The sequence below is a fragment of the Staphylococcus ureilyticus genome, assembly GCF_002902235.1.
Taxonomy (GTDB): domain Bacteria; phylum Bacillota; class Bacilli; order Staphylococcales; family Staphylococcaceae; genus Staphylococcus; species Staphylococcus ureilyticus.
Genome location: NZ_PPRL01000084.1, coordinates 62,019 through 75,609, shown reverse-complemented (window position 1 = coordinate 75,609; position 13,591 = coordinate 62,019). Strand labels below are relative to the sequence as shown.

Annotated in this window: 9 protein-coding genes; 3 read left to right on the top strand and 6 right to left on the bottom strand. The window is 32.3% G+C overall.

The annotated features are described in order from the left end of the window. Positions 1–223: 223 nt before the first annotated feature. Both aryK and CD150_RS08780 read right to left on the bottom strand, forming a co-directional pair. The gene (aryK, locus tag CD150_RS08785; RefSeq protein WP_073344286.1) at positions 224–2,506 is read right to left on the bottom strand and encodes a transcriptional regulator AryK; all 2,283 of its coding nucleotides are present in this window, start codon (positions 2,504–2,506) and stop codon (positions 224–226) included. A gap of 359 nt (positions 2,507–2,865) precedes the next feature. Then, complete coding sequence (locus tag CD150_RS08780) at positions 2,866–5,403, bottom strand: MMPL family transporter (protein WP_073344289.1); 2,538 nt, start codon at positions 5,401–5,403, stop codon at positions 2,866–2,868. Between the two features lie 148 nt (positions 5,404–5,551). Here CD150_RS08780 and CD150_RS08775 point away from each other — a divergent pair, with 148 nt between their 5' ends. Continuing rightward, on the top strand, positions 5,552–6,109 hold the full coding sequence (locus tag CD150_RS08775) for a TetR/AcrR family transcriptional regulator (RefSeq protein ID WP_103161502.1): 558 nt from the start codon (positions 5,552–5,554) through the stop codon (positions 6,107–6,109). 108 nt (positions 6,110–6,217) lie between these two features. Here CD150_RS08775 and pruA read toward each other — a convergent pair whose 3' ends face one another. Continuing rightward, on the bottom strand, positions 6,218–7,762 hold the full coding sequence (pruA, locus tag CD150_RS08770) for an L-glutamate gamma-semialdehyde dehydrogenase (protein ID WP_103161501.1): 1,545 nt from the start codon (positions 7,760–7,762) through the stop codon (positions 6,218–6,220). Between the two features lie 335 nt (positions 7,763–8,097). Beyond that, positions 8,098–8,535, bottom strand: a complete 438-nt coding sequence (locus CD150_RS08765) for a DUF4064 domain-containing protein (protein ID WP_073344296.1) — start codon at positions 8,533–8,535, stop codon at positions 8,098–8,100. A 172-nt stretch (positions 8,536–8,707) separates the two neighbouring features. Here CD150_RS08765 and CD150_RS08760 point away from each other — a divergent pair, with 172 nt between their 5' ends. Next, positions 8,708–10,399, top strand: a complete 1,692-nt coding sequence (locus CD150_RS08760) for a BCCT family transporter (RefSeq protein WP_103161500.1) — start codon at positions 8,708–8,710, stop codon at positions 10,397–10,399. Between the two features lie 220 nt (positions 10,400–10,619). Further along, on the top strand, positions 10,620–11,405 hold the full coding sequence (locus CD150_RS08755; RefSeq protein WP_073344302.1) for a putative hydro-lyase: 786 nt from the start codon (positions 10,620–10,622) through the stop codon (positions 11,403–11,405). 191 nt (positions 11,406–11,596) lie between these two features. Here CD150_RS08755 and CD150_RS08750 read toward each other — a convergent pair whose 3' ends face one another. Beyond that, positions 11,597–12,613 (bottom strand): PTS sugar transporter subunit IIC, encoded by a 1,017-nt coding sequence (locus tag CD150_RS08750; RefSeq protein WP_073344305.1) that lies wholly within the window; start codon positions 12,611–12,613, stop codon positions 11,597–11,599. Between the two features lie 377 nt (positions 12,614–12,990). Beyond that, on the bottom strand, positions 12,991–13,563 hold the full coding sequence (locus CD150_RS08745) for a sugar O-acetyltransferase (protein WP_073344308.1): 573 nt from the start codon (positions 13,561–13,563) through the stop codon (positions 12,991–12,993). Positions 13,564–13,591 lie beyond the last annotated feature (28 nt).

Below are 13,591 nucleotides of genomic sequence, written 5' to 3'. Positions count from 1 at the left end.
CCTCTCTATAAAATATAGTAGTCGGATATATTTTGCTAAAATATATAATAATTGTGGTTTTAGTATCGATTATTTTCTAAATATCATTTGTGGTTTTAAATGACAAAAATGGACTATGCTATTTTTGTCATTTTGCATTTAACATTAAACAAATTTGATGACCATTTTATCGTCAAACATACTACTCAGCGAATCATATTGTATTTTTTCTCTATAAATATAATTAAAAGTATTTTTTAAATTCAATTATCTGTATGGCGTTGGTTTGTAATTTCAAATGATAAGATATCGTATCTACGACATCAACTTCACTGACATCTAATTTAGGGTAAGAGATTCTATTCACATAATTAATTGTTTCTATATCCATACCATGTTGTGTATTGTACTGTTGCCAAACTTGATAAAGCGCACCATTATTTTTATCTAGTGTTAAATGTTTTATTTTATATGATCCAGTAGTAGCATTTAATATATTGAGTTGATACTCTTTATGACTTAAATAATCTGTTTGTTCATTCGTCATATAATATGGATTGTAATGTTCTGCATCCCATATTACGATTTGAAAATGATCACTCTGTCCTACAACCATACAGTCTTCATTTTTAAAAAGTACTTGATTAAATAATTTTTTAAAAAACATACTTGTAAAAAATGCAGGTCTTTTTCCATCAAACTGATGATATAAATCAATACCATTTAATTCAGAAGTAACCTCATTTGAATTATATTGATGGTGTAATTCGTGATTGAGCCAATACCCAATTGCGTTAATTTGATGATTCATATCAATCAATTGCTCAAATATGATACCTGCTCTAAAATATTCACCATTTGTAAGGCTTGTATTACCTGTTAAAGTGTTCCAATTAAGTAGGACAATTGAAACATCTTTTCCTTTTATATTAAATCGTTCAGTGATCTTATTATACTGTTCTATGATATGTCTTTTAGCTAAATCATACTGTTGGCTTTCAATTGATTTGAAATTAATAATATCATTTTGGTTTGCGCTAAACGCTATACTATCAACATCTTCACTGGAACTATCCAAGATTTGTTGGGCAGTTGTCACTTCATTAATATCAGTGATATCCGTATTAAGTATAATCTGAGTATGTTCAAAGTATTCCTTAAATAACATTATTATTTTTAATAGCATATTGGCTTTTTTGCCCTTCAAGTAAATGACTAATTTGAATTGTTGTCTATTCGGCACAGTATTATAAATATGCTCTAATAAAAATCTTAATTCTTTTGTATATTCCGCAAATTGGGATGGTAATGTTGGAGGATCAATTTCAATTCCTAAACCTATGTGATGTTCAAATAAAAAACTTAAGCATTCATCTACTTTCATATAAGGATGCATAGTAGGAATAAGTTCATCACTTTCAATAACTTTATGATCAATGTAGCCTTTTAAAATAGGATCTTTAATCAAAACATGATCCAAGCCTAAAAATTGTTGCACTTCTATCAGTTGTTTTCTGTATCTTTGAAGGCGCAATGTATCAAAACTACCAATTTGAATCACATGGTTATAATCTGATAAATCGTGTGTTTGATCGTAATTCAATGTAATATCAATAACTTTTTGATTATAGGGGGATTGGATCATAGTACCTAGCGTTTGTTGTATATAAGAATTTAAATAGTATAGATACATTTGATAGTTTTCTGACTCAGTGGTTTTTTCGGCGGTGCTCACTATATCTTCTACCTGATATTTTTTTCTATATTGCGAAGGCGTTAATGCTGTGTCTAATTTAAAATATTTCAACAGCATATTAGAGTTACTAAAGCCATTTTTAAAAGCAATTTGAGTAATAGCATCATCTGTTTGTATTAAGTCATTTTTACAATGTTCAATTCTAATATGGTTAACATAGTGATTGAAACCGATACCCATATGTTTTGTAAATAATTTAGACAAATATGTGTGACTTAAATGCACCTTTTCAGCTACTTCACTTAACGTGATTGGTTTGGTGAAATTTCTTTCAATATATTTACATACAAATGCTAGACGATGATCATTGACATGATGTTCATGATTTATATTTTCATAAGCTGGTAAATATCTTACAATCATAAACATTAAGTCAATTAACAGTTGTTCCATATATAATCTATAAAATTTACCTTTTCGAATATAGACGACACCTATCTTAGCCACAACATTCAGAATTTGTTGATAAATGACGTTTTGCAATGTCTGGGAATTTAAAATATATACTTTATCATTATAATCACTGATATATTGTTTTAAATACGATGCTTTCAAATGAATAGCGGTATATAAAGTGTCATCCTCCTCAATCAGTCGATAACGCTCTCGATGATTGATAATAAAAACATCACCTGCTTGAAATTTATGAATACTAGTCCCACTGACAAATTTTAATTTATTTTTTAATACGAGAACGATACGTACACCATCATTAAAATTAAATACTGAATTATTGCTTGGATTAAATTCGATATCATAAAATTTTTCCATAACACACCTCTTTATTAAAATATATTTTAATAAAATAAGTGCGTATTTGCTATTTTGATTTTAATTTGTCGTTAATTGGACAAAAATCTACCTATCTTCAAATAAAGTCTCTGATTTTGTTGACGGTCATTTATGTGCTTAATATATCTTGCTAATTTATGGATATGCTAAAACGATGTTAAAGTGTGTTAAACTGGTATGCTTTAACACTTCAAGTAAAGTAGATACAGAATCGAACGATACTCCAACAGACTTTTAAAAAAACTTTAGCTCTAGGAATATTATAAATATAAAAAAAATACTAATCCGTACACAACGGATTAGTATTTTTCTGAGAACAGTGTTAATTCCCGGAATTTTTACTTTTTATTAATTGTTTTTTCAATTAGTTCATTTAAATGTCGAATGTTTTCACTTTGTTGTGCTAATAGCTTAACAATTTCATCATCTTCACGGTCACGCGTACTTTCGTTTTTATTCTCTACGTGTGTAGCGAAGGATGTTGATTGTTCACTATCATTTTGCAACTGTGTTAAATCTTCTTTATATGATTTTAAAGCTTCATATAAGAATGCTTGTTGTGTTGTTTGTTGTGCAATTTCGTTATATAGCCTTTTTGTTTTTTGATCTACAGATATCGTATTAGTTTCTCCATTGTACGCGTTTTGTTGTTTGCGAATGCTAAATGTACGATCATAACTATCATTACCAGCAGACTGATTGATACGTGAATAATTAGATGCAGGCATCTCGCCTTGTAAAGCATGCCCTTCAATATCTACGTGAGGTAATATTCTATTTAACCATGCAGGCATATACCAAGACGCTTTTCCAAATAATTGTGTCAACGCAGGAATCAATAATAAACGTACGATAAATGCATCAAACAATATACCAAATGCAAGTGATAATCCCATAGATTTAATCATTACATCATCTTGGAAGACGAATGCAATAAACACACTGAACATAATAAGTGCTGCCGCAACAACGACTGGACCACTTTCTTTAATACCTACTTTAATCGCGTGCTCATTATTACCTGTTTTACTGTACTCTTCATGAATACGAGACATAAGAAATACTTCGTAATCCATCGCCAGACCAAAGAGCAAGCCAATTGTAATAACCGGTAAGAAAGCTAGTAATGGTCCCGTTGTATCTACGCCAAACAGTTCAGACATAAATCCTTCTTGCATTATTAAAGTCGTAAAGCCTAATGTTGCCACTAAAGAAAGGACGAAACCTAGAACTGCTTTTAGTGGAATAATGATAGAACGGAAGACAACCATTAATAGTACGAACGCTAATGCTACGATTACGCCAGCAAATAATGGGATAGCTTCATTTAGTTTTTGCGACATATCTATATTAATTACACTTTGTCCAGATACTTCAGTTTTGAAATTATATTTGTCTCTCGCATCATCATTATAATCTCTCAAATCATGAACTAAATCATTGGTAGATTTAGCATTTGGACCTTTATCAGGAATTACCGCTACTAATGCATAATCTTTATTTTTGCTTAATTGGGGCGGTGCAACCATTTTCACATTATCCATATCTTTAATATCTTTGCTCAAGCTTTGTAAGTCTTTTTGCAACGCTTCAGGATTATCATTTTGATCTTTCACATTGACAAGCATTGCAATTTGACCATTATATCCTTCTCCAAACTTATCAGATACAATATCATATGCTTTTTTCTGAGTTGTATCCGCTGGTTTCATACCATCATCAGGTATACCTAAACGCATATCATTAATCGGTATAGCAGCTACAACTAAGATAATAAGTCCAATAAGCACTGCTGCAAGTGGTTTTCCAACTACAAATTTGGACCATTTCGTATCTACATCTCCCTCAAACTCAGTTTTCGTTTGTTTAGGATGAATTTGCTTATGGAAAATACTAATCAATGCTGGTAATAAAGTTAATGCACTAATCACTGCGACAAATACACTAATTGCAGAAGCGAAGCCCATTACGGCTAGGAAATCTATACCAACAAGTGATAATCCACAAACAGCAATAATAACTGTAACACCTGCAAAGATGACTGCACTGCCTGCAGTTCCTACAGCTAAACCTATTGCTTTAATGTGATTTGGTTCGCTTTTAACAATTTGACGATATCTAAATAAAATAAATAATGCATAATCGATACCTACTGCTAAACCAATCATAACCGCTAATGTTAAAGTAACATTTGGAATATCAAATGCATACGTCAATAACGATATGATACCTACACCCGTGCCTAAACCAAGTAAAGCACTAATGATTGGCATACCTGCTGCAATAAACGATCCAAACGTAATTAGAAGTACAACAAATGCGACAATCACTCCGATTAATTCAGAAGAACCGCCAATTTCAGTCGATTCCATACCTGTCCCCATCAGTTCTACTTGTACATTATGCTCATCTTCTAATTTTTCAACTTGGTCTTTCACTTTATCTTTTGAATCTTCTTTTAATGACGTTGCAGACACATCATAATTAATATCAGCGATGGCTGTCGATTTATCCTCACTGATTTGTTTATTGTCATAAGGGTCTGAGATATTTTTAATATCTCCATCATCATCTTTAATATCTTTCAATGTATCTTTGATATCTTTAGTCATATCTTGCTTCACTATGCCATTATCTGAATCACTTTTAAAGACTGCTCTAATTTGAGCTTTCTCACTGTCTTGCCCAAATTCGTCTTCTATTTTGTCATTCGTATCTAATGACTGTAATCCATTCATAGTTATATCATTATCAAACTTAGGTGAACTTATTGTAAGCGGTATAATAATTGCTGCAAGAATAATCACCCAAGCAACAACACTCCACCATTTGTGCTTTGCAACAAATGAACCTAATTTGTATAAAAATTTCGCCAAACTATTGCCTCCTTAATTAATCAACGTTATAGTTTATACATATACTGTAGATTATTTCTATTGACATCTTATAATGATTTACCCTATTTAAAAAAGAACTAAATATCCAATTCCGTATATTTAAACTACAGATTAGGATAATTGTAGAATGAATGAAAAAGATTTGCGTGTAATCAAAACAAAACGGGCATTATCTCAAAGCTTATATGTACTATTAGAAAAATATGCGTTTTCAACTATTTCTGTTAATCAAATTTGCAATGAAGCGTTAGTTCATCGTACAACCTTCTATAAGCATTTCTATGATAAATACGATTTACTTATTTATTTAATGACTTACTTAACTCAAGATTACTTTTCCACAGATATTAAAGATCGCATCAATAACCCTTTTACTAGCTTAGATCAATCAATTACACACATTGATGAATTTAGTAAAATAAAGCATAAACAAGAAGACGATAAAGAATTTGAACGTACAGTTGAAAATCATTTTATCCGTATACTACAAAATGATATAAAAGCAAACGAACACCGTATAACGGTTGACCAAAGCGTTCCAATAGATTTAGTGTTTTATGTTTATGGTGCTACCTTATATGGTTTTATGGAGTGGATGCATGAACATAATAATAATAATATGTCGCCTCAAGCCATTGATGCACTTTTTCATAAAATGATTAATATTCAAGTTAATGATGAATAAAAAGAAGCACTCAGATGAATTGAATAAATCATCTGAGTGCTATTTTTCTGGGATTTATCCCAGAATCTTTATATTACTAGATATGTTATCCTAGCCGATTGTTAACAATTAAAACATTTCTGAAACAACTTTTTGTTCTAAGAAATGTAATAGATAATCTGGGCTACCTGTTTTTGCATCTGTACCAGACATTTTGAAACCACCAAAAGGATGATAACCAACAACCGCTGCAGTACAACCACGGTTTAGGTATAAGTTACCAACGTCATATTCTTTAACAGCTTCAATCCAGTTTTCGCGATTATTAGTAATAACTGCACCTGTTAATCCATAATCTGTGTCATTAGCGATTTCTAATAACTCATTAAAATCTTTTCCTTTTACAAAACCAACAACAGGTCCAAAGATTTCTTCTTGCATGATTTGATCGCTTGATTTAAGACCAGAGAAAATCGTAGGTTCAACAAAGTAACCAGTAGCACCATCTGTACCGCCACCTTGTTCTAACTTACCTTCTTTTTTACCAATTTCGATATAATTTTTAATTTTATCAAATTGTTTTTGGTTAATAACTGGTCCCATTGAAGTGTTATTTTCTGTATTTCCTAAAGTTAAATCTTGTGTAAGTTTAACTGCTTTTTCTAATACTTCATCATATACATCTTGATGAACGATCGCACGTGAACAAGCAGAACATTTTTGACCTGAGAAGCCAAACGCTGATGAAACAATAGATTCTGCTGCCAAGTCTGTATCGATCTCTTTGTCAACAACAATCGCATCTTTACCGCCCATCTCAGCGATAACACGTTTTAAAAATTGCTGTCCTTCTTGAACTTTTGCAGCTCTTTCAAAGATTCGTGTACCTGTTGCGCGTGAACCTGTAAACGTAACAAAGTGCGTATGAACACTATCAACAAGATAGTCGCCAATTTCTTTTGGATCACCTGGTACAAAATTCACAACACCTTTTGGTAAACCTGCTTCTTCTAATACTTCCATTAATTTATACGCTGTTAACGGGGTATCTTCTGCAGGTTTTAAAAGTACTGTATTACCAGCAACAACTGGCGCTAAAGTAGTACCCGTCATAATTGCAAATGGGAAGTTCCATGGTGGGATTGTTACCCCAGTACCAATTGGTTTATAAAAATATTTATTGTGTTCGCCTTCTCTATCTAATACTGGTTTACCGTCTGCTAATTCCATCATTGATCTAGCATAATATTCGATAAAATCAATACCTTCAGCTGCGTCACCAACTGCTTCATCCCATGGTTTACCAGCTTCATACACCATCACTGCTGATATTTCTTCTTTGCGTCGTCTAATAATAGCTGCAACTCTAATTAAAAATTCTGCACGATCTCTGTGCGTCCAACGTTTCCAAGATTTATAAGCTTCATTAGCTGCATCAAAAGCTTTATCTACTTCTTTTGTTGTAGCTTTTGATACTTCAGCAATAACTTCAGAAGTGTTCGCAGGATTGATAGACTGAAATGTATCCTTAGTAAAAATTTTCTCCCCATTAATCACTAACGGAAGTTTTTGATTTAATTCACCTTTAACTTTCTTTAATGCTTCTTTGAATGATTCGACATTGCTATTATCAGTAAAGTCAATGCCTGGTTCATTTGTATAGTTGACAACCATTTTTTCTACCCCCATGTAAGTTTGTAAATAGAAAACTAAAATGGAAAAATTCCATTCTTATTTTCATTGTATAGGTATCACACAACAAATGCAATCGCTTACAATAACTTTTATAAAAATAAATCGTATTTTATGTCTAACTTTCACTTTTAAAAACTGTATTGCGCTTGATTTATTCGTTTAAGTGACTTCAAAAAACACTTTCTTTAAATTTTTTACATTTATGAACTTAAAGAAAGTGTTTAATTCGTATAATGTCACATTTAAATTGTTACAACGTCCATTAAATTCAACCATCATTAAATAATGACATTTATCAAGTCAACAAACAATATTTAATTTTTATGTACTTTTTGACTTTTATTATGTTTATATGGTTTTTTAACTAACAGTATAATGCCTGCAATTAGCCATAACAATGCTGTAAATATATTTAATGTAAACACACAGATAATTGCAAGTAATATAAATACAACACCTGAAGTTTTTGGTATCTTATTGATTAATAAAGCAAATATTAATGCTAAGATTGTCGTTACAATAACTAAGCCTAAAGCAACGATAAATAATTGGCTAATACTATCTAATAATTGTGATGTTTCTGTTTGAGTTAAATTATCGCTAATAGCATCTTGATTTTTAAAAGAATCCATTAATGAACGTTTAAAACTCCGATCGTTTAAAAATGGTGCAGCAATAGCCATTAAAAAAATCAGTACAAATTGTATGAAAATTCCTAGCCAAACTAGTACTTTTTCCAAAGTACGTTTCATATGCAACCTCCTTTGCAATTTATAATTTTTCATATGTTCTATACCCACAAAAATATGAATCATGCAGCGTCATTCATATTATAATATTCACTAGCATTTTCAATGAATAGTGTCATTGTATTAGGGTAATTTCTTAATATAAATGAAAACAAAGGGATGATTTAACACTATTATGAGTGACAAAAATGCACACGACAGAAAGAAGAAACATAGAAATCTTGTTTATATGATATCTGTTGCAATTATTGTACTTATTACATTAATTGCAGGTATTTTCCCTAAAAGTTTTGGAAATCACGCACAACAAGTCTACGATTATATAGCAAATAGTTTTGGATGGCTGTTTTTAGTAATTATTTTTATTTTAGATATATTTTTAATTGCGTTAGCCATTTCACGTTATGGTCGCTTTAAATTGGGTGATGATAATGAAGCTCCAGAATTTTCTATGATGTCTTGGATTGGGATGCTCTTTTCTGCAGGTTTGGGTGTCGGCATTGTATTTTGGGGTGTAGCAGAACCACTAACGCATTATTTACACTCTCCATTTCCTGGAAAAACGCCAGACGCTTCATCAGAATCAGCGCGTGTTGCTATGGGCTATACTTTTTTTCATTGGGGTATTTCTCAATGGTCTATCTTCGCAATTGCCGGTTTAACAGTGGCGTACTTCCAATTTAGAAAAAAACGTGATGGGCTCATTTCAACGGCGATGGAACCTGTATTTGGTGAATCTTACAAACGACCATATAGAAATGTGATAGATGTATTAGCCATTATAGCTACAGTAATGGGGATTGCCACATCTATTGGTTTAGGTATTATGCAAATTAGTGGTGGGCTACAACATGTCTTTAACGTTCCTAACAATAATGTTACCAAAATATCAATCACTATCTTAATGGTAGGTATTTTTTTAACATCAGCGATTACTGGTTTAAATAGAGGTGTAAAATGGTTAAGTAATATCAATATTGGCTTAGGCGCAATATTACTTATCTTCATGTTTATTTTTGGTGATTTTAAATTTATTTTAGAATCTTATACATTAGCAATCGGTGATTATCTACGTCATTTCATTGAATATAGTTTACGCATCAGCCCATATACAGGCGATAACAGTTGGATACAACAATGGACTGTTTTCTATTGGGCATGGGTTATATCTTGGTCACCGTTTATTGGTGGTTTCGTAGCTCGTGTCTCTCGCGGTAGAACGATTAGAGAATTTGTTATTGGTGTATTAATTATCCCACCTTTAATTTCGTTTACTTGGATAGCTGGATTTGGTGGTACAGCTGTTAAAATAGCATTGAATGGTAACGACAATATCGCTAATATTGTCGACAAGGATTATACTGTTGCACTTTTTGAATTATTATCCAAATTTCCTATTGCTGACATCACAAGTGCATTAGCAATCGCACTTATCTTTATATTTATCATTACGAGTGCTGATTCTACTACACATATTGTTGCGGGTATGGCAACTGGTGGTATTGCTAATCCTAAAATCAAACATAAAATTATTTGGGGCATATTAATTGGTGCTATATCTGTTTCTATGACAATTGCAGGTGGTTTAACAAGTTTACAAACTGCCTCAGTTGTAACAGGTCTACCATTTTCAATTATTTTATTACTCATGATTTTTTCTTTAATGCGTGCATTGAGAAGAGAACCAACGGAACACTTTAAAATGACCTACATCAATGATGATAAAGATTATTCTATACCACTAGAAGAACGCGAAACAAATCATTTAGAAACCGATGAGGATGCCCCGATAGAAGAAAAGGAACCAAGTAATCATAACGATAATGACAAAAACCATGTTAAAGATACCAAAAACAAAGATGATTAATCTATCATACTGTTTAAACTCATCCAGCTGACCCAATAAATTACCATTGTTTAATTGAGTATTATCACAAACGGACATCGTATTGAAATCCAAATGTACTTTAATTTCAATACGATATCTATTTATATTTTCCAAAAGATTCTGAACATTTTATACAACTTATATGGTACTTTTTGCTAAAATGTATCTAAGACGTTAAATTTAAGGGGATGAACACTTAATGAATTTACAAAACCAACACCCAAGTATATTAAGAAAAATGATTAGTAAAAATGAACTTACAGGTCATACAAGCGGAATGGCTAAAGGTTATGTCCAAGCTAATGTAGTCATATTACCCTCTATTTATGCATATGATTTTTTAAAATTCTGTTTCAGAAACCCAAAAACATGCCCACTTTTAGATGTTTCAGAAATTGGTTCAACCTCTTTTCCTACTTATGGTAAAGAAGCTAACATCACAAATGAAGTAGCACAATATAAAGTATACCGTTATGGCGAATTAGTAGAATCTCCTACTGACATATCTCATTTATTTAATGATGACATGGTCAGTTTTTTGATTGGCTGCAGCTTCACTTTTGAGCATGCTTTGTTAGAGGCGGGTCTACCAATACGTCACATTGAAGAAGAACATAATGTTCCAATGTACATCACAAATATTCCAGCCGCACCAAGTGGCCATTTCTCAGGAAATATCACTGTTAGTATGAGACCGATGACTATGCAACAAGCTATAAAAGCAACAGAAATTACGACACACTTTAAAAATGTTCATGGTACGCCAATACATATAGGAAATCCATCAGCAATTGGCATCGAAAACATAACAAATCCTGATTTTGGCGAACCTGTCACAATTAAAGAAAATGAAGTACCAGTATTTTGGGGCTGTGGTGTTACGCCTCAATCTGTTGCGTTAGATGCTAAACCAGAATTGATGATTACACATGCACCAGGACATATGTTTATCACTGACGTCCCAGATAGTCAGTTAAGCGATTAATTTCACTTGATACACATTTTTACACACTAATTTTAATGATGGAAATTTAAAAAGCAGCATGATAGCATCCACAAATACTAAGTGGCTGCTATATGCTGCTTTTCATTTTTATAATGGTTTTTTATGATCAGTATGAAAGAAGGTTGACTATTTTAAGATTAACATTTACATCATTTACTTATAACGTAGCATTATCGTGCTTCTATCTCTTCTTTCGAAACGACTGGATAATTTTTAAACCAAGCTGAACATACATATCCTACGATTAAACCTATAACACCTACAATGGCGCCATAAATAATTATTTTTATCGGGTTATTGAAACCGAACATAACAAGAAAACCTGCGAGCGGGGTAGCTGTACCTGTCGCATCATTAATCATACCTGATGATGCTATCACCGCACCTGCTAAAGCACCACCAATAAAGTTAGCGGTATAGACGGGTACTGGATTGGCTGACACAACATCTGCTTGTGATAATGGTTCAATACAAACTGCAATTCTAGATTTACGATCTCCTAGTTTAAGTTTATTAAACATCGTACCGTTAATGAAAGATGATGCAAATGAAACCATGGCTGCAATTGCCATTGGCATCCCAGTTAAACCTAATAACGCAGTCAATGCCATGGAACTTAATGGTGCCGTTCCAACAACTGTAATGACGCCACCAAGTATAAGACCCATAATAACCGGGTTAATTTCTGTGGAACTTTGAATAATATCCCCAATTTTCAATAATGAATTATTTACTAATGGCGTAATTACAGTAGCTACTAATCTTGCTAGTGGCGCTATAATCAAAATACCCACTATTAAATCTACGCCGTCCGGCACTTTATGTTCTGCAAACTTCATTAAATAACCAATTGCATAACCAGCAACAAATCCTGGTATTAAATCTAAACCGCCACAAGCTGCTGCAATCACTAAAGCATACACAGGCGAAACCCCGATTGCTAAAGCTACCAAACCTGCAGCTGCCACGCCGCCAAGTCCACCAGCAGCATCACCAAGATCTCCTAAAAATTTAATACCAAACAGATCTCCACCAACATACTTATGAAAAGCTTCCACTAAAAATGTTGCTATCGCTGCATTGGCTAATGCTCCCATTGCACGCATGCCATTAGGAGCACGATATGTAAATAATGTAAATAACACTAGTACAACGATTAAAAACAAGGTCCCTATTAAAATATCCATGAATCATTCTCCTCTTTCTTTGAACTGCTCACACAATAAATTTGTGCAATAAATCGTTCAATCCTTTCTAAATATGGATGCCAAAGCTACTTGCAAAAAATAAATATTAAAATATTTGAAAATCACAAAATATAAACTTTTCAATTTCCATATTTATATATTCTAACATAATTTTTTATTATATTCCGAACAATTTTATTATTTTCTATTTAAGCTCCGCGGAACATTTTTTAAAACAAATTTAATTTACTTTAAAATTTCACGCAATAATATTTTATTTATCCTGTTAAAAAATAAAAAAGAGTCGTAACATGATCCGTTGCAAACGTTGAATCATGTCACTAACTCCTATCGAAAAAGTTCAATATTTAATATCATCATGTCGATGCGTTGTTTTCAATCGTTTTTATTGGTTTTGCCGGAGAGCCAACTGCAACTACATTCTCAGGAATATCCTTAGATACAACACTTCCCGCACCAATTACTGAGCCATTACCTATTGTTACTCCTGGTAAAACTATGACATTTGCGCCAATCCATACGTCATCTCCTATATGTATGGGTAACGCTTGTTCCAATCCTTGATTTCTATCTTGATATGCTAATGGATGTATCGCAGTGTAAAAACCACATTTTGGTCCAATAAACACATGATTGCCCACAAAAATTTTACCACCATCCATAAAATAACAATCATGATTGATAAACACCTGTTCACCTAAAAAAAGGTTATAACCATAATCGACATAAAACGGACTTAATAATTCCAAATTATTTGGTTCAGCATGTAACAATGTCTTCAAAATAGTTTGACGCTTTGCTTTATTGCTAGGTTTCGTTTGATTTAATTCAAAGCATAAGTCTTTAGCTATATTTCTTTCTTTATCCAAATTTTCATCGTAATTTGCGTCATACCATTGTCCAGCTAACATTTTTTCTTTTTCCCTCATATTACATCCCTCACTCATCTATAATAAT